Here is an 18,912-nt window from a genome sequence, read left to right as displayed (position 1 = left end):
TTTTACAGATTTTGTCGAAAAGTAATTAGTTATAGGTTGTATAGGATGAGTGAATATTGTTCAAAATGATTGCTGAGGTGATGATGGAATGCGAGGAAGAAATAGTAAAAAGTCGCAAAAAGTAGTACATTTATTTCAAAAAAGATGGGTGTTTCCGGCACTATACATTGCTTGTGCAGCGGTAATCTTAATGGTTGCGCTATGGTTCCAGGGAGCTAATCCAAAGAAAGCTCCGAACCAAGATCAAGCAACGCCGTATACACAAACGGAAGATCCGGCAGTACCGGTAACAAAATCTTCAGAAGTAGTGAAAATGCCAGCTGCAGTAAATGCAGAAGTAGTAGTACAGAAGAAATTCTATGAAGATGCAGCATCAGAGGCGGAACAAGAAAAAGCACTTGTCTTTTATAACAACACATATTCCCCGAATAAAGGAATTGACATTGCTGCGAAAAACGGAAAAGAATTTGATGTTACAGCTGCTTTAAGTGGTACAGTAACGAAAGCTGAAAAAGATTCACTTCTTGGTTATGTTGTAACAGTAGATAGTGGAAATGGTGTAGCAGCATCTTATCAAAGCTTAGGCAGTGTGAAAGTAGAAAAAGGTGCAAGAGTCGCGCAAGGTGAAGTGTTAGGAAAATCAGGTCTAAATGCAATGAATAAAGATGCAGGTTCTTACGTTCACTTTGAAGTACGTAAAGACAATGTGGCTGTGAACCCTGAGCGTTATTTAAATAAATCAGTAGCAGAAATTAAAGCTGATGCAGGTGCTGCAAAGGCGACAAATGCTTCTGGTAAAAAAGCTGATGACAAATCTCAAAAAGAAGAAAAGTCAACAAGCACGAAACCAGAAGATAAGTCTCAAAAAGAAGAGAAATCAACAAGTGGTTCGACTAGTGATAAAGAGACGAACGGCAAACAAGATGAGAAATCTCAAAAAGAAGAGAAATCAACAAGCGGGTCGACTAGTGATAAAGAGACGAACGGCAAACAAGATGACAAATCTCAAAAAGAAGAAAAATCAACGAATGGTTCTACAGAATCATCTAACGGTTCTTCTTCACAAGAATAATAAAGTGAAAAAATCAGTTCTCATTAGGAGAGCTGATTTTTTTATCCCGCTATTTGTGGGCAGTAAGACTCCCGCCTCAAAATTAAGCCGGAGTAAAGCGGTTAGGTGGGAATCAACTGCCCGTAAACGCCCGATTGGTGAAGGCTAATAATCAGTGGGAGATGAACCGTCTCCCACTGATTAAAGTTTCACTTTATTTTTATATAAAAATAATCAATTTCGGGAAAAAATTTGCAATAACAAGGAAAAATGACGAGATTCTCGAATATATATTACAAAAGGGAGGGGATACTGTGTCATTTTTATCTGTTCTGTCGATTGCTATCATTTTATTGTTTGTTTTATTCGCTTTATATTATTATATTGCCGGTAAGAAAGAAGTCCCCCACCATCAGTTGTTAGAAGAAGAATATGAAAGAGAAGAGTGACACCTTTTATAAAGAGGTGTCACTTTTTTTCGCCATAATTGTCATCGTTAACGTATTTCTCACAAAAAAACGTAATTTTTCTTAACTTAGTCCGCAAAAATAGTGAACATGTAGCATATATCAGTAGTGCGGGCAATACAATGGTATAAACCAATGCAAAGAGAGTGTTTGAGGTGAGAAATCGTGAATCATTTCATTATAAATCCAAGAATGTTTAACGCTTACAAACAGCACTCACATTTACTTCATAGTCGTATGCAGCGAGTCTCATTTCACACTTCTCACATCCAATTTAGGGAGGCGAGTGGTGTGCACGATTACATCAAAGAGAGAACTATCAAGATTGGCAAGTATATCGTGGAGACAAGAAAGACAGTGCGTGTAATCGCAAAGGAGTTTGGGGTATCAAAGAGTACAGTCCATAAAGATTTAACAGAACGTTTGCCAGAAATAAATCCAGAGCTGGCAAATGAAGTGAAAGAAATTCTTGATTATCATAAGTCTATTCGTCATTTAAGAGGTGGAGAAGCAACAAAGCAAAAGTACCGAAAAGAAGATATAGAAAACCCTGTGCGCCAATAAATCTAAAATAGCAAACATTCCTTGTGAATTCGGTAATATTTTTCAGAAGAATTCTTTTTGCGAATATTACGTTTCTGTTAAATTTATGATAAAATCAGAAATTAGGTGTAAAAGAATTCGGGTGTAACCTGATTTTGAATATCGAGGAGGAAATGACGGGAATGTTTGCGCGAGATATCGGAATTGACCTAGGTACGGCTAACGTATTAATTCATGTTAAAGGTAAGGGTATTGTATTAAATGAGCCATCTGTTGTGGCAATTGATCGTAATAGTGGAAAAGTATTAGCAGTAGGTGAAGAAGCAAGAAGTATGGTGGGACGTACACCTGGTAATATTGTAGCAATTCGTCCGCTTAAAGATGGTGTAATCGCAGATTTCGAAATTACAGAAGCAATGTTAAAGTATTTCATTAACAAATTGGACGTGAAGAGCTTCTTTTCAAAACCTCGCATTTTAATTTGCTGTCCAACAAATATCACATCTGTAGAACAAAAAGCAATTCGTGAGGCTGCTGAACGTTCAGGTGGTAAAACAGTATTTTTAGAAGAAGAACCAAAAGTAGCCGCAGTTGGTGCTGGTATGGAAATCTTCCAGCCAAGCGGAAACATGGTTGTTGATATTGGAGGAGGTACAACAGATATTGCCGTACTTTCTATGGGTGATATTGTTACCTCTTCCTCTATCAAAATGGCTGGCGATAAGTTTGATATGGAAATCTTAAACTACGTTAAACGTAAGTATAAGCTATTAATTGGAGAACGTACTTCAGAAAATATTAAAATTAAAGTTGGTACAGTATTCCCAGGTGCACGTAGTGAAGAGCTTGAAATTCGCGGACGTGACATGGTAACAGGTTTACCGCGTACAATTACAGTATGCTCTGAAGAGATTACAGAAGCACTAAAAGAAGACGCAGCTATCATTGTACAAGCTGCAAAAGGCGTACTAGAGCGTACACCACCAGAACTATCTGCGGACATTATCGACCGTGGTGTTATTCTAACAGGCGGTGGAGCTTTATTACACGGTATCGACATGCTTCTAGCAGAAGAATTAAAGGTACCAGTATTAATCGCTGAAAACCCAATGCAATGTGTTGCTATTGGTACAGGTATTATGTTAGAGAATATCGATAAATTACCACGTCGTGCATTGAAATAAAGCGAGAAAGAGCTAAGGGAAAACCTTAGTTCTTTTTTTTGATTTTTTTAATTCTAATTTTTTACGAAAACGGAAGAAAAATAGAGGAAAATAAAGAAATAAGGTGATATATCCGTATATACAGTTAAATTTAATGTTTTCTTATTTGAAAACGTATGTAATATAATGATTCGGAATACGACATTAAGGCAAAAAATGTTTAAATACATATTGCCTTTCCCTAATTTGGGCATACACTCTTTTCTACCTCCGTGTCAGTTGCTGGGAAGTGCAACTATTTTAATGGAATAGAGTGTATGCATTTTTTTATAATAGAGAGTAAAGTGTTACTTTATAATGACAAATAATAAACAAAATGGGATAATAACAATATGTCCAAGTGGTAAGACCAATATTACAAAAGGGGCGATTGTTACATGCTAAATATAGAACAAATTAAAGAAATCATTCCACACCGCTATCCATTTTTACTTGTTGATAAAATATTAGAAGTGGATGAAGGAAAAAGAGCGGTTGGAATTAAAAATGTATCTGCAAACGAGGAGTTCTTTAATGGACACTTTCCTGATTATGCAGTTATGCCTGGTGTACTTATTGTAGAAGCATTAGCGCAAGTTGGTGCAGTTGCTGTATTAAAGAAAGAAGAAAACCGCGGGAGACTTGCTTTCTTCGCAGGTATCGACAACTGTCGCTTCAAAAAACAAGTACGCCCAGGTGATCAACTTCGTTTAGAAGTAGAAATGACGCGCGTACGTGGCCCAATCGGAAAAGGAAAAGCAATCGCAACTGTGGATGGTGAAGTTGCGTGTGAAGCTGAAATTACATTTGCAATTGGTGATAAGAAAGAATAGATAGTAATTAAAAAAATCCTTCTGTAATATGCAGACGGATTTTTTTAATTACTATATTTTTTGTTTGAAATATTAAAATGCAGAGTAATCAGAAATTTAATTGTAAATTAATGGGAGTTTGTATATAATGACGCTATAAATATCTTGGAATCAAGATGAATGATAGCGCGATAAAGATAGAGATGCCGTTGTCACATTATAGAGGTTATGAGATAGGACAAAGGTTATTATGATTCGTTATGATGAACTGTAGAGGAAAGTAATGGGGAAATTTAACGGTAGAAGTAAATGAAAAATAGGCGTAGCATATCGAGCATAAAAGAGAAAAAGGGAAAAGGTCGCATTTTGAAAAAGGAGACTAGAACATGTTCGGAAGAAAGAAAAGAAAACCATTACGACAATTAATTACACATAAAGAGCCTAAATCACGTATTACAGAACAATACCGTAACATTCGTACGAACATTGAATTTACATCTGTAGATAACCATATTCGTTCTATTATTGTCACTTCAGCAGATCCAGGAGACGGGAAAACAACGACTATTTCTAATCTAGCAGTTGTTTTTGGTCAACAAGGGAAAAAAGTATTGTTAATTGGGGCGGACTTACGTAAGCCGACATTACAAAACTTATTTGCGGTTCACAATCCAAATGGTTTAACAAATTTATTATCAGGACAGGCTTCGTTTATGCAATGTATTCAAAAAACAGATATAGATAATGTATATGTCATGCCAGCAGGCCCAATCCCGCCAAACCCAGCAGAACTACTAGGATACCGTAAAATGGATGAAATGCTTCTAGAGGCATATAAGATGTTTGATGTCATTTTAATCGATACACCACCTGTACTAGCCGTTACAGATGCACAAATACTCGCAAATAAATGCGACGGAATTGTATTAGTAGCTCGTAGTGAAAAAACAGAAAAAGATAAACTGATAAAGGCGAAACAAATATTAGATAAAGCATCTGGAAAACTACTTGGCGTCGTTTTAAATGATAAAAAAGAAGAACAAAAACAATATGGATATTATTAGAAAATAATGTGTAAAATAGTAATTTTTAAAACTGGTAAGTGTTTTTACCAGTTTTTTTGAATTATTTTAAAGTTATATATTGGATTATATAAAAAAAATGATATAATAGGAATTTTGGAAATTTGATGGAATGTGTTGTCATATTTAAGATTATTTTGTAAGATTATATATGTTTTCAAATAACAATCGTACATAGATATTACTAAAATAAAAAAATATAAGATTATATGTTATAATTTTTCTTATGTGCAAATTTTAGAAAGTTGGAGGAACTTATGGAAGAAACAATTAGTTTAAAAGAGTTATTTTATATCTTAAAAAAACGTTTAGCAATGATCCTCGTAATCGCCTTTGGTGCAGCTATTGTAAGTGCTATCATTAGCTTCTTCTTCATGACACCAATCTACCAATCTTCAACGCAAATTCTTGTTAACCAGAAAAAGCAAGAGGGTGCAATGATTCAAGCTGGTGAAATTCAAACAAATATTCAATTAACGAATACATATAAGGTCATTATTAAAAGTCCAGTAGTCTTAGACCAAGTGAATGAAAAATTACATTTAAATATGACTGCACAAGCTTTAACAGAAAAGATTAATGTTGCAAACGAAAAAGACTCACAGGTCATTTCTGTTACAGCGGAGGATAAAGATCCGAAGTTAGCTCGTGATATTGCAAATGCAACAGCAGATGTATTTAAAGGTGAAGTTGCAAAAATTATGAATGTTGATAACGTAACTGTATTGTCAAAAGCAGAAGTTGCGGAAAATCAATCTCCAATTAAACCACGCCCGATGTTAAACGTAGCAATTGCTTTCGTTGTTGGATTAATGGCTTCAGTTGGTCTTGCATTCTTACTAGAATACTTAGATAACACAGTGAAAAAAGAAGAAGATGTAGAAAGCTTACTTGGCTTACCGGTGTTAGGTATTGTAGCACGTATGGATGAAGAAACAGCAAGCGTGAAATCGCATGCTCCATCATCAAGAAAAGTGAGGGGACAAACAATTGGCTCTTAATAGTTTATTTAAAAAGAAAAAAAATCATCGTCAACGTCGTCAATTAATTGCTCATCAACAACCGAAATCACCAATTTCAGAACAATATCGTAATATTCGAACGAATATCGAATTTGCATCTGTTGATACGAATTTACATTCGTTAATGGTAACGTCTGCTAACCCAAGTGAAGGGAAAACAACAACGACAGCAAATATGGCAGTTGTTTTCGCTCAACAAGGAAAGAAAGTATTGTTAATTGATGCGGATATGCGTAAACCAGCGATGCATCAAATGTTCCAAGTAGATAATATCGTCGGATTAACGAATGTATTAACGCATAGTCAACGTTTAGAGAAGTGTATACAAACGACAAATGTAGATAATTTACACTTTTTAGCGTGTGGCCCAATCCCGCCGAATCCCGCAGAATTATTAGGTTCGAAATCAATGCAAGAACTTCTTGCTCAAGCGTATAGTATGTATGATTTAGTTATTTTTGATTTACCGCCAATTTTAGCTGTAACAGACGCGCAAATTATGGCAAATGTATGTGATGCATCCATTCTTGTTGTTCGTAGTGAATCGACAGAAAAGGAAACTGCGGTAAAAGCAAAAGGATTATTAGAATCTGCAAAAGGTAAATTGTTAGGCGTTGTTCTGAACGATCGTGAACGTGAACAAGGCTTATATTATTATTATGGTGCAAACTAATTAGAGAAGCGAGATATGATAGAAACATATCTCCTTTTTTCCCTTGAATATGAGTTGTCTCATATTCAAGGGAAAAAAGATTTTTATATGAGATAGGGAGGATGAAGCAAATGATTGATTTACATTGTCACATTTTACCTGGCATCGATGACGGTGCACAAACAGTAACAGATAGTTTAGCAATGGCGCAACAAGCAGTTGAAGAAGGTATTCATACAATTGTTGCAACACCACATCATCAAAACGGGAAATATACAAATGAACGTACTTCAATTATTCATCAAGTAAAACAACTAAATGATGAACTACAACAAAATGAAATTCCACTGAAAATTTTACCAGGACAAGAGGTCAGGTTATATGGTAATTTATTAGAAGACTATGAAGCTAGTAAAATCGTTACCTTAAACGAAACGAATAAATACATATTAATTGAGTTTCCATCTAATCATGTACCTCGTTATACAGAACAACTATTATATGAACTACGTGTAAAAGGAATGATTCCAATTATCGTTCACCCAGAACGTAATGCCGAGTTAATCGAGCGGCCAGATAAGTTATATAACCTTGTAAGTAAAGGTGCATTAACACAAGTAACGGCAGGTAGTTTACTTGGAAAGTTCGGTAAAAAGATAAAAAAATTCTCACTCCAACTTGTGGAACATAATTTAACACATATGATTGCATCTGATGCACATAACACAACATCAAGAGGATTTCATTTAGCAGGAAGCTATGAATTAATCGGAAAAGAATTTGGAATGAACGTTATGAGCGATTTAAAAGAAAATCCGTATTTATTAATTAGCGGAAAAGCAATTTATAAAGAAGATCCAGAACAAATTCGTCGTAAAAAATTGTTCGGTATTTTTTAAATAAAGAACAGGTGATGTCTCCTAACCGTTATCAACGGGGGCACTCGGTTGTGCTGTGGGTAGAAATTATATTTCAACCTACCTTAGATGCTTGTCGTCGGGAGTGTGACGTGAGGATGGGTTAGATGCCCATAATTTATTTATACTTAGAAACTCTACCTATGGAGTTATAAATATGACTCTATAGGTAGGGTTTTTTTGTTATTGCTACATATAGATAAAATAATGTTTTTTTGGGGGGACTAGATTTGAAAAAAGTAAGAAAAGCGATTATACCCGCCGCTGGTCTTGGGACAAGATTTTTACCAGCGACGAAAGCGATGCCGAAAGAAATGTTACCAATCGTCGATAAACCGACAATTCAATACATAGTAGAAGAAGCGATAGAATCAGGAATTGAAGACATTATTATTGTTACTGGAAAAGGAAAGCGTGCAATTGAAGATCATTTTGATCACTCTTTTGAACTAGAACAAAACCTTTTAGAAAAAGGAAAGCATGAAGTACTTGAAAAAGTACAAGCTTCTTCAAAAATTAATATCCACTACATAAGACAAAAAGAACCTAAAGGATTGGGTCATGCGGTATGGTGCGCACGTAAATTTATCGGAAATGAACCATTTGCGGTATTACTTGGGGATGATATTGTCCAAGCGGAAACACCATGTTTGCGCCAACTAATGGATCAATATGAAGGTACACAGTCGTCAGTTATTGGTGTACAAATGGTGCCAGAGAATGAGACACATCGTTATGGTATTATCGATCCAATTGAGCAGAATGGCCGCAGCTATCAAGTACGTCAATTTGTAGAGAAGCCAGCAGAAGGTACAGCACCATCTAATCTAGCAATTATGGGTCGTTATATATTAACACCGGAAATTTTTATGTTTCTTGAGAACCAACAAACAGGTGCTGGTGGAGAGATTCAGTTAACAGATGCGATTCAACGGTTAAATGAAATTCAACGTGTGTTTGCTTATGATTTTGAAGGAACTCGTTATGATGTTGGAGAGAAATTTGGGTTTATTAAGACGACTATTGAGATGGCACTGCAACACGAAGAACTTAAAAAAGAATTAATGAAATACATGAATGAAGTTGTAAAAAAAGAAGATGTATATTTATAAAAGTGAGGTGGGAGGGCTTGAGGTTAGCAAAAATATCAAACGAAAATTCGATGAAAGAAAATTCTCAGGGAATTGATTCGGAGCAGCTAAATTCCCGTAAAGGATATTTGATAATTAAAAGATTTATGGATATTATCGGTTCTCTAGTAGGACTAATATTATTAGCTCCAATTTTTTGTATTATAGCAATAATGATTAAAATTGAAGATCCTAAGGGACCGATAGTGTTTAAGCAAATTAGAGTCGGTAAAAATGGGAAAGAATTTCATATGTACAAGTTTAGATCTATGGTAGTTAATGCAGAAGAAAAATTAAAGGATTTATTAAATCAAAATGAAGTTTCTGGCGCTATGTTTAAAATGAAAGAAGATCCAAGAGTTACTAATATAGGTAGGTTTATACGGAAAACAAGTATAGATGAACTTCCACAACTCATAAATGTATTAAAAGGAGATATGAGTCTCGTTGGCCCGAGGCCACCTTTATTACGAGAAGTCAAAGAATACACGACCTATGATAAGCAAAGGCTTATGGTAACGCCTGGTTGCACTGGTTTATGGCAAGTAAGTGGAAGAAGCAATTTAAGTTTTGAACAAATGGTTGAGCTAGACCTATATTATATTATACATAGGAATTTGATTTTTGATGTTAAGATTTTGTTAAAGACTGTAAAGGTTTTGTTAGGGTCAAAAGATGCCTTTTAAAAGATAGATGTTTGAGGATAGTAAAGCTTTATAATTATGAAACAAAGGAGATTGTTTAAAAAAATGAAAAGAAAAATAATTACCTATGGTACCTTTGACTTGTTGCATTATGGACACATAAATATACTTAAGAGAGCAAAAGAATTAGGGGAACATCTGGTCGTAGCAATATCTACAGATCAATTTAATGAGTTGAAAGGTAAGAAATCTTATTTTTCCTATGATAAAAGAAGATTAATGTTGGAATCAATTAAATATGTAGACGAAGTAATACCAGAAGAGAATTGGGAGCAAAAAAAAACAGATGTAATAAATCATGATATAGACATATTTGTTATGGGTGATGATTGGCAGGGAGAATTTGATTTTTTAAAGGAATACTGTAAGGTGGTATATTTGCCAAGAACTGAAGGGGTCTCAACTACGCAAATTAAAACAGAATTACAATTTACAAACTAATAATGATACGAGAGTATGATAAATATGCATAATAAACTAACTAAAAATTTTATTTTTTTATTTCTAATGCAAATGGCTAATTTACTACTGCCATTAATAAGCCTTCCTTACTTAAGTAGAGTATTACAGCCGGAAGGTTTTGGCCTAATTGTATTCGCACAGTCTTTTATACAATATTTTGTTATTCTGACGGATTTTGGTTTTAATTTATCCGCAACGAGACAAGTATCTATATACAGAGAAGATCCAGAGAAGTTAAAGCAAATATTTAATTCAGTTTTAATTATAAAGTTAGCATTGGTTATAATTTCTTTTGTTGTATTGGTAAGTATAGTAATGTTGAACCATAGTTTTAGTGAATACTGGTATGTATATCTATATAATTTTGGAATTGTAATTGGTAACGCACTATTTCCACTATGGTTATTTCAAGGCTTAGAGGTAATGCAGTACTCTACTCTATTAAATGTTATTTCAAAATTAATTTTTACTTTGTTTACCTTTATACTAGTTAAGGATGCAAATGATTTATATATTGTGCCAATCCTAAATTCCATAGGTTTTATAGTTTCAGGGATATTAGGTATATCTGTGGCATTCAGAAAGTTTAATATGCGTTTTCAATTACCTCAAAGAGATGAAGTGATATTAGCATTGAAAGATAGTGCTCAATTCTTCGTATCAAGAGCATCAGTAAGTCTATATACGATAACAAATACATTTTTGATAGGAATCTTCTTAGGAAAAGCAGCTGCTGGTTATTATGCAATTGCAGAAAAATTAATTAATGTTATTGCTATGGTTATATCGACAGTAGTGGATGCTATATATCCCTTTATGGCAAAAACTAGAGATTTAAAAATGTTTAATAAAATATTTAAAATTGTAATGGTTTTAGGTGTGGTAGGATGCTTAGTAGCCTTTATTATTAGTGAGCAAGCTATTAGTATTATTTTCGGAGCGAATTATCAGGTTAGTGTAACACTATTTAATATTATGTTAGTAAGTTGTTTTATTTCTATTCCTAGTATGCTAATTGGTTACCCTTTATTAGCGGCATTTGGAAATTCTACGTATCCCAATTATAGTGTATTAGCTGGCTCACTAGTGCACATTGTATTATTATTACTTTTAATACAGTTAGGAAATATTTATGTGGTTGCCAGTATTTTAATAGTGACACAGCTAGTTATATTATCAATTAGGTATTATGGGGTTAGAAAAATAATACTTAGAAATAACAAAAGTAAAAGAATTGAGGTATAACATGCAAACTAAACTTTTGACATTAATATACATTTTACTTTTTCCTATATATTTATTATCAATACTTTTTCCAAAAAAGAAAAATCTAGTTGTAATAGGTGGATCACTAGGGAAGCATTTTGCAGATAATCCTAAATATCTATTCTTATATCTCAATCAAAATAAACCTAACTTTCAATATTATTGGATAACTAAAAATAAAGAATTGTATAGAGAAATGAGTGCTAATAATTTTTTATATCTTTATACTTTTAAAGGTATTTATATATTATTGCGATCTGAATATTTAGTTTTATCACATCAAATTAATGATATGTTCCCACCATTGCATGGTGGGAAGGAAATAATTCAGTTGTGGCATGGGACACCATTGAAGAAATTAGGATTTGATAGGGATGCAGAATTGAATTCGCCTTCGAAAAATAGATTAAAATCAATATTTTATTTTATTTTTCCATATTTATTTTATATGCGAACTGACTATATAGTAGTATCTGCAGAATGTTTAATTAATAATTTTAGTACGGCATTTAAGTTAGAGAAAAGTAAGGTGATCCCTTTAGGACAACCTAGAAATGACATATTATTACACCCAGAATTACTTAACGAGAAGTATACAAATAATAAAAAGTTTTTACATGAATTATCCAATTATGAAAAGGTGATTAGTTGGTTACCTACGCATAGGCATGGAACTAACAAAAATATAGTTAATTTGCTGGATGATTATGAATTTGATGCTATTAAGGTTAATCAACGATTAAAGCAGGAGAATAGTATATTAATTATCAAACCACATTTTATAGAACTGGGTATTATAAAAGATATATTAAAAGGGCATAGTAATATAGTTGTCTACGAAGAGGCGGACCCATATCCCTTATTAACATTTACCGATGTTTTAATAACGGACTATTCGAGTGTATTCTTTGATTTCTATTTAACTAAAAGGGATATAATTTTTGCACCCTTTGATTATCATGAATATAAAAAGAACTTTAAAGATTTTTATTATGATTATGATGGTTTACTTTCTGAATATCCAAAAGCGGATAACTGGAATGAACTATTAAATCTTGTTTGGAGTCAAAAGTATTTTAATAAGAGTAAGGAATATAAAAAATTACAGGATTTTAATAAATACACTGATGAGAATTGTAAGAGGGTTACTGAATTTATTGAGACATTGTGTAAATAAGTTTTATTTAAAAGGCTGGGATTATGTTGATCTTAAGATTTTTTAGTTTTATATATCTAACATTTCTATTATTTTTAGTAACATATCAAGATTTTTTCTTGGTTAATAAGATAGGGGAGGTAGGTCGCTCCCCTATCTTTTTATTATTACCTTTCTTCATTATGGGAGAAATATTAAATATTAAGTGTAAGAAGATAAATATAACTAAACTACAAAAATACTTATTTATGTATATTATTTATGTGTTTTGTGTAGGAATTATATATGTTTTTGTATACTCTTTAAAGGGAGTATACGTATACTTAAATGAAGATATTTTCTTGAAATTTATAAAGGGACAAATTTATTTCATAATAATATTTCTTTTTTATAGGCATTGTTATTTACTTTTTTCAATAATTAAGATTAGGATCATTTTTAGAGCATTTTTTGTGACTTTAATGATGTTAAATATTATTATGGCCTTAGAATATTTTAGTATGCCAAATGCGTGGATGTGGCTTCATTCATCTGATGAGCCATACTATAGAATTAGGTTATTGACAGTGGAGAGTAGTTGGACTGGAACAATTTATCTTATATATAGTATTCTCACTTTATATTTAGTAAAAAAACTCTTTAATAATTTTAAAGCTAGATTATATACGATAACCATAATAATGTCATTACTTGCCTATGTATTTCTCACCGGTTCAAAAGGCTTTTTTATTGTTTTTGTAATGAGTCTAATCTTTTTTGTATTCAATTCTATTAATATATTTAGAATTAGTATGAAAAATGTTATTTTCAGCTTCTTGTTGTTATGCTGTACAGCTTTAGTTTTTATGATTTTAAAGGATGATTTTTATTCTTCTCTTATGAGTGATATTGAAAAATACACATCAGTTTCTACGAGACTAGGTTTATTTATGGTAGCAATAAAAGTATTTATTACGAACCCTTTAGGCGTTGGTACAGGTGTTTATATCGTTTTATTAGCAGAGAGTATTCAGGGGATAACTGAATTGTTAAGAGAGATATTTCTTACATTATTTAATGTTTCACCTAATTTAGATGAATTACAAAGATTAATGGGTACAACCAAAGGATTAGCTATTAAATCTAGTTTTTTTAACTGGTTAGTACAGGGGGGAATAGGAGCTTTACTGTACTTCTTTTATTCTTGTAAAGTGGCTAATCAAATAACAAAAAATGATAAGATGCTAAGATTTTGCCTGATTTTTGTTCTTATATCAGTATTTAGTTTTATAAATTTAGAAATTAAGTATGAGATTTGGTTATTCTTTGCTTTTATAGATTGGAATTATCAAAATAATAGAACACGTTTAAATAGTACGATTTAGTATGGTTTAAAAAGGAGTGAAATATTTTAAATGTTATCTGTAAGTATTGTTATACCAGTTTTTAATTCTGAGAGTATAATTGAACAAGTGCTTAACTCTTTAATTGAGCAAGATTACGATAAAAATAAGTATGAGATTATTTTAGTTGATGATGCATCTACTGATGGAAGTGTTAGTGTAATTCAAGGGTTTGTTGATAACTATGAGAATATAAAATTATTTGTCAATGATAAAAATAGCGGTCGAAGTAAAACTAGAAATAAAGCAATTGAGAATAGCTCGAATGAATTAGTCATAATGCTTGATTCAGATTGTGTACCTATTACCAATCAATTTATTAATAGACATGTTAAATTTCATATGAATAATAAGAAGGGATTGGGAATAGGAGCGATCTATTTCCCTAGCAAATCTAATAATTCCTTTGATCAGTTTAGAGAACAGAGGGAAAATATTAGACTAAGATATGGGGAAGATACAATAAACTTGGAATTTGTATATGTAACTACGGCTAATTTAAGTATCCGCATGGAGAATTTAAAAGAATCGCAAGGATTTGATGAAGATTTTAAGTATTGGGGATCCGAAGATATTGAGTTTGGCTATAGATTATTTAGAAATGGTTATGAGATTAGTTTAATAAATAAGGATGGGGATGTACATCATTTTGATGAAAGAATAAGTTTACCAGTATATTGTAAAAGAATAAAAAGCTTGGCTCAATATAATATGCCTATATTATTAGAAAAACATCCTGAGATAATTAACTTCTTTGGGAATTTTAAATATTTAGAGCCAGTGAAAAATAGGGATGCTGTTCCCAAATATAAAAAATATTGTATACAGTTTTTAGTTAAAAATTGTAATTTTATTTTTAAGCGCATTATAAAGAATGAAGCTAAGTTTAGTTTAAAACTATTATTCTTTGTATATAAATTATATATTGCTAACTTTTATATGGAAGGTGTACAAGAAAGGGTTTTAAAGTAGCTTCTAGATTTAATAATTTTAGGAGTGGATTAAATGAAAGTTTTACATATAGCTGAATATGTAAAGGGAGGAATTGCTACATATCTTCAGGAGGTAATGGAATATCAGGAACAGTGTGAAAACATTGACGATGTTTTTTTACTCTATGGAGATGTACATTCGGGGGAGTTAAAGAATATTAATCATGAGAATATATATGGCTATTCTTATAAAAGAAGTCCCCGATACATAATAAAAGCTATAAAGGAAATTAATGCGTATATAAATTTGATACAACCAGATATTATTCATGTGCATAGTTCATTTGCAGGACTATATGTTAGATTACTTTATTTTATTAAAAAGAGAAATGTCAAGATTGTTTATTGTTCGCATGGCTGGTCGTTTTTAATGGACACCTCTAGGCTAAAAAAAAGAATTTATTCCTTGATAGAGAGAGTGTTAGCCCTTAAAACCGATACTATAGTTAATATTTCTTTATACGAGTACATGAACTCACTTAAATATAATTTGCCTAAAAAGAAGTCTACGGTTATATATAATGGAATTTCCAACAGGACTAATGATAAAAAAATACCATTAGATATAGAAAAGGATTGCATAAATTTACTTTTTGTCGGAAGGTTTGATGAGCAAAAAGGTCTAGATATTTTAATAGATATTTTTAAAAATAATAGTTTGCCGAAGATTAATTTATATATTATTGGTGAACCTGTTGTAAGTCAGGTTGAATTTCAATTCCCTAAAAATGTTATAAATTTAGGATGGATTGACAATAAATTATTAGATAGTTATTATGCTGATATGGATGCGATTATAATGCCTTCACGTTGGGAAGGGTTTGGTTTGGTTGCGATTGAAGCAATGAAAAATAGAAAACCTGTTATAGTAAGTAATAGAGGAGCATTACCAGAATTGGTTAGCCAGGAGGTTAATGGATATATATTTGATTTAGAAAAAACAAATGAGTTAGTAGAAATATTATTAAGACTTGATAAAGTAGAATTGAAAGAAATGGGAAAACGAGGTAGAAGTATATATGAAGAAAAGTTTACTAGTGATATTATGAATGGGAAAATTATTGAAGAATACAAAAAACTAGTAGATAATGTAACTCGTTAAGTATTATGTTAGATAGAAATTATATTTAAAGAGAGCGGTGAATATCTTGAAGAAAAAAATATTTCTTTGGGCTTTAAGTATTATGGGCGTTATCCTAGTTGGCATAGGAATTTATGCATATAATGTTTATTCAAATGTATCTAATACATTAAATGCAGTACATAAACCATTAGATCGTGAAAAATCAGATAAAAGAGATGGAAAGGTAGATATTGCTGGTAGAAAACCTATTTCGATTTTATTAATGGGTGTAGATCAACGAGGAGAAGATCAAGGTCGCTCAGATTCTTTAATGTTATTTACGTTAAATCCTAAATCTAATTCAATGAAAATTATTAGTATTCCGCGTGATTCTTATACAGAAATTGTTGGAAAGGGAAAGAAAGATAAAATAAATCATGCCTATGCATTCGGTGGAATCGATATGACAGTGAAGACAGTTGAGAATTTTCTTGATATTCCAGTGGATCATTATATTGAAGTAAATATGGAAGGGTTCAAGGATATTGTAGATGCTGTTGGTGGTGTTGATATTAATAACGATATGAGCTTTAAAATGGATGGATTTGATTATCCAAAGGGAGATTTACATTTGGATGGAAAAAAAGCTTTAGTATATTCTCGTATGCGTTATGCGGACCCACGCGGTGATTTCGGCCGTCAAATGCGTCAACGTCAAGTAATCCAAGCGGTAATTAAAAAAGGTGCGAGTGTTTCTTCTCTAGCAAGCTATGGTGACGTATTAAAAGCAATTGAGAAAAACGTAAAAACTAGTTTAACTCAAGACCAAATGTTTGATATTCAAAAGAACTATAAAGATTGTATGCAAAATAGTGAAGAAATACAAATCCCAGGAGACGGCCACAAAGCCGCTGACGGTATTTGGTACTACTACGTTCCAGATGCAGCAAAACAAGATTTAACGAATAAGTTAAAAGCACATCTTGAATTGGCTAAGTAATATGTAATGAACCCAACTCCTTTGGAAGGAGTTGGGTTTATTTTTGCGTAGGTTTATATTAGTATTATATATTGTGAGATTAATAGATGAGGTGAATCGATGAATAAGAAAGCAGTACTTGTCCTATTTATTTTTGTAGTGTTTATTGCTTCGGTTGTAAGCGGTAAACTATATTGGAATAAGAAGATTGCGAATGCAACAGGACAAACGAGTGAAGTAACGAAAACAAAGGCTGAAGTGAAAGATAGCGGAGCGAAGAAAGAAGAGAAAAAACAAGATGCAAAGTCATCTTTTAATGAAGCATACGCAAAGAACTTGCCAGATGCAGTGAAAGAGAAGTTAAAGAAAGCTGCTCAGGATAAGAAGGCAGTAAATCTTGTTATTGTTGGTGATGAAGCTTCTTCATCTGAAAAAGATGCTTGGGTAGCTAAGTTCACTGCTAATTTAGAGGCTTCTTACGGTAAAGGTTTATGGAATGTGACGGTAAAGGAATATAAGGGTGAAAGTACAGAGGAATTAATCACGAATAAACGTGATAAAGAGATTGCTAAAGAAAATCCAGATGTAATTTTATTTGAGCCACCATTTATTACTGATAACGGAAAAACTGGTAATGGAAATTCTGTAGCGAGTACACAGAAGTTTGTGCAAGCACTTTCTACTAGTGCAAAAGGCGCTACAATTATGATTCAACCATCAAACCCAGTGTATGGTGCGAAGAATTATCCGAAAGCGATTGAAGCATTAAAACAATTTGCGACGCAAAATGGTTATACATATGTGGATCATTGGGGAGCATGGCCTGATGCAACAACGAAAGCAATTTTACCGTACTTACAAACAGAGTTCGGTTTCCCAAGTGCTAAGGGGCATGAAGTTTGGGCACAATATGTAACGGATTATTTTGTGGCTAAGTAATGAAGGATATATAAAAGGTATACGAGCAATCGTATACCTTTTATAATAAGAAAGTAATTAAGAAATCCTAATATATATGTAGGAGGAAAACAATGAACTCAATCTTAATCTGCGGCGGAGCCGGCTATATCGGTTCTCACGCTGTTAAAAAATTAGTGGATGAAGGTTTATCTGTAGTAGTAGTAGATAACTTACAAACTGGTCATGAGGATGCAATTACGGAAGGTGCGAAGTTTTATAACGGTGACCTTCGTGATAAAGCATTTTTAAGAGATGTTTTTACACAAGAAAATATTGAGGCGGTTATGCATTTTGCAGCTGATTCTTTAGTTGGAGTTAGTATGGAGAAGCCTCTTCAATATTATAATAACAATGTGTATGGTGCACTTTGCTTGCTAGAAGTAATGGATGAGTTTAAGGTAGATAAGTTTATTTTCTCTTCTACTGCGGCAACGTATGGTGAGGTAGATGTAGACCTTATTACTGAGGAAACGATGACAAATCCGACGAATACGTACGGAGAGACGAAGTTAGCGATTGAGAAGATGCTTCATTGGTATAGCCAAGCTTCTAATTTACGTTATAAGATTTTCAGATACTTTAACGTGGCTGGTGCTACTCCAAGTGGTATTATTGGGGAAGATCACCGTCCAGAGACTCATTTAATTCCTCTTGTTTTACAAGTGGCGTTAGGTCAACGTGAGAAGATTATGATGTTTGGTGATGATTATAATACACCAGATGGTACTTGTATCCGTGATTATATTCATGTTGAAGATTTAGTGGCAGCTCATTTCTTAGGGCTTAAGGACCTACAAAATGGCGGAGAAAGTGATTTCTACAACTTAGGAAATGGTAATGGCTTTAGTGTAAAAGAAATCGTTGATGCAGTTCGTGAAGTTACGAATCATGAGATCCCTGCTGAGATAGCACCACGTCGTGCAGGAGATCCAGCACGCTTAGTAGCTTCTTCTCAAAAGGCGAAAGAGAAGTTAGGATGGAATCCTGAGTACGTAAATGTGAAAACAATTATTGAGCATGCGTGGGATTGGCATCAGAAGAAACCTAATGGATATGAGAAATAAGTTTAA

At 32.8% G+C, this 18,912-nt stretch carries 20 protein-coding genes; all 20 read left to right on the top strand.

What is annotated here, in order from left to right; translation table 11 throughout:
• Positions 1-88 precede the first annotated feature (88 nt).
• The 20 genes from spoIIQ (at position 89) to galE (ending at position 18,906) form a co-directional block, all read left to right on the top strand.
• Positions 89-1,072, top strand: a complete 984-nt coding sequence (gene spoIIQ, locus QCI77_RS26760) for a stage II sporulation protein SpoIIQ (protein ID WP_002034849.1) — start codon at positions 89-91, stop codon at positions 1,070-1,072.
• Positions 1,073-1,365: 293 nt separating this feature from the next.
• Complete coding sequence (locus QCI77_RS26755) at positions 1,366-1,500, top strand: hypothetical protein (RefSeq protein ID WP_002016211.1); 135 nt, start codon at positions 1,366-1,368, stop codon at positions 1,498-1,500.
• Positions 1,501-1,809: 309 nt separating this feature from the next.
• Entirely contained in the window at positions 1,810-2,082 is a 273-nt protein-coding gene (spoIIID, locus tag QCI77_RS26750) for a sporulation transcriptional regulator SpoIIID (protein ID WP_033709588.1), read from the top strand.
• Positions 2,083-2,243: 161 nt separating this feature from the next.
• Positions 2,244-3,245 (top strand): rod shape-determining protein, encoded by a 1,002-nt coding sequence (gene mreB / locus QCI77_RS26745; protein WP_002130035.1) that lies wholly within the window; start codon positions 2,244-2,246, stop codon positions 3,243-3,245.
• A gap of 416 nt (positions 3,246-3,661) precedes the next feature.
• Positions 3,662-4,096, top strand: coding sequence for a 3-hydroxyacyl-ACP dehydratase FabZ (fabZ, locus tag QCI77_RS26740; protein WP_000931959.1), 435 nt, complete (start codon positions 3,662-3,664; stop codon positions 4,094-4,096).
• Positions 4,097-4,461: 365 nt separating this feature from the next.
• Positions 4,462-5,139, top strand: a complete 678-nt coding sequence (locus tag QCI77_RS26735; RefSeq protein WP_353825702.1) for a CpsD/CapB family tyrosine-protein kinase — start codon at positions 4,462-4,464, stop codon at positions 5,137-5,139.
• A 275-nt stretch (positions 5,140-5,414) separates the two neighbouring features.
• Positions 5,415-6,158, top strand: coding sequence for a YveK family protein (locus QCI77_RS26730; protein WP_353825701.1), 744 nt, complete (start codon positions 5,415-5,417; stop codon positions 6,156-6,158).
• Positions 6,148-6,852, top strand: coding sequence for a CpsD/CapB family tyrosine-protein kinase (locus QCI77_RS26725; protein ID WP_341308148.1), 705 nt, complete (start codon positions 6,148-6,150; stop codon positions 6,850-6,852). Before QCI77_RS26730 ends, QCI77_RS26725 begins: the two co-directional genes overlap by 11 nt.
• A gap of 110 nt (positions 6,853-6,962) precedes the next feature.
• Entirely contained in the window at positions 6,963-7,730 is a 768-nt protein-coding gene (locus QCI77_RS26720) for a tyrosine-protein phosphatase (RefSeq protein WP_353825700.1), read from the top strand.
• A 248-nt stretch (positions 7,731-7,978) separates the two neighbouring features.
• Positions 7,979-8,860 carry a UTP--glucose-1-phosphate uridylyltransferase BpsC gene (gene bpsC, locus QCI77_RS26715; RefSeq protein ID WP_353825699.1) on the top strand — a complete coding sequence of 294 codons (882 nt, stop codon included), beginning with the start codon at positions 7,979-7,981 and terminating at the stop codon, positions 8,858-8,860.
• 17 nt (positions 8,861-8,877) lie between these two features.
• Entirely contained in the window at positions 8,878-9,564 is a 687-nt protein-coding gene (locus QCI77_RS26710; RefSeq protein WP_353825698.1) for a sugar transferase, read from the top strand.
• A gap of 63 nt (positions 9,565-9,627) precedes the next feature.
• Positions 9,628-10,023: a glycerol-3-phosphate cytidylyltransferase gene (tagD, locus tag QCI77_RS26705; protein WP_353825800.1), complete on the top strand. Its 396-nt coding sequence runs from the start codon at positions 9,628-9,630 to the stop codon at positions 10,021-10,023.
• 15 nt (positions 10,024-10,038) lie between these two features.
• Positions 10,039-11,289 carry a flippase gene (locus QCI77_RS26700; protein ID WP_353825697.1) on the top strand — a complete coding sequence of 417 codons (1,251 nt, stop codon included), beginning with the start codon at positions 10,039-10,041 and terminating at the stop codon, positions 11,287-11,289.
• 1 nt (position 11,290) lies between these two features.
• Positions 11,291-12,487: a CDP-glycerol glycerophosphotransferase family protein gene (locus QCI77_RS26695; RefSeq protein WP_353825696.1), complete on the top strand. Its 1,197-nt coding sequence runs from the start codon at positions 11,291-11,293 to the stop codon at positions 12,485-12,487.
• A gap of 440 nt (positions 12,488-12,927) precedes the next feature.
• Positions 12,928-13,830 carry an O-antigen ligase family protein gene (locus QCI77_RS26690; RefSeq protein ID WP_353825695.1) on the top strand — a complete coding sequence of 301 codons (903 nt, stop codon included), beginning with the start codon at positions 12,928-12,930 and terminating at the stop codon, positions 13,828-13,830.
• A 30-nt stretch (positions 13,831-13,860) separates the two neighbouring features.
• Complete coding sequence (locus tag QCI77_RS26685; RefSeq protein WP_353825694.1) at positions 13,861-14,820, top strand: glycosyltransferase family 2 protein; 960 nt, start codon at positions 13,861-13,863, stop codon at positions 14,818-14,820.
• Between the two features lie 33 nt (positions 14,821-14,853).
• Positions 14,854-15,942, top strand: coding sequence for a glycosyltransferase (locus QCI77_RS26680; protein ID WP_353825693.1), 1,089 nt, complete (start codon positions 14,854-14,856; stop codon positions 15,940-15,942).
• A 46-nt stretch (positions 15,943-15,988) separates the two neighbouring features.
• The gene (tagU, locus tag QCI77_RS26675; protein WP_353825692.1) at positions 15,989-16,903 is read left to right on the top strand and encodes a polyisoprenyl-teichoic acid--peptidoglycan teichoic acid transferase TagU; all 915 of its coding nucleotides are present in this window, start codon (positions 15,989-15,991) and stop codon (positions 16,901-16,903) included.
• Between the two features lie 99 nt (positions 16,904-17,002).
• Positions 17,003-17,821 carry an SGNH/GDSL hydrolase family protein gene (locus tag QCI77_RS26670; protein ID WP_353825691.1) on the top strand — a complete coding sequence of 273 codons (819 nt, stop codon included), beginning with the start codon at positions 17,003-17,005 and terminating at the stop codon, positions 17,819-17,821.
• 92 nt (positions 17,822-17,913) lie between these two features.
• Positions 17,914-18,906: a UDP-glucose 4-epimerase GalE gene (galE, locus tag QCI77_RS26665; RefSeq protein WP_353825690.1), complete on the top strand. Its 993-nt coding sequence runs from the start codon at positions 17,914-17,916 to the stop codon at positions 18,904-18,906.
• Positions 18,907-18,912 lie beyond the last annotated feature (6 nt).

This window comes from Bacillus cereus group sp. MG9 (assembly GCF_040459995.1).
GTDB classification, from domain to species: Bacteria; Bacillota; Bacilli; order Bacillales; family Bacillaceae_G; genus Bacillus_A; species Bacillus_A mycoides.
Note: the sequence above shows the minus strand (reverse complement) of the source record. Positions and strands in the feature narration are given on the sequence as shown.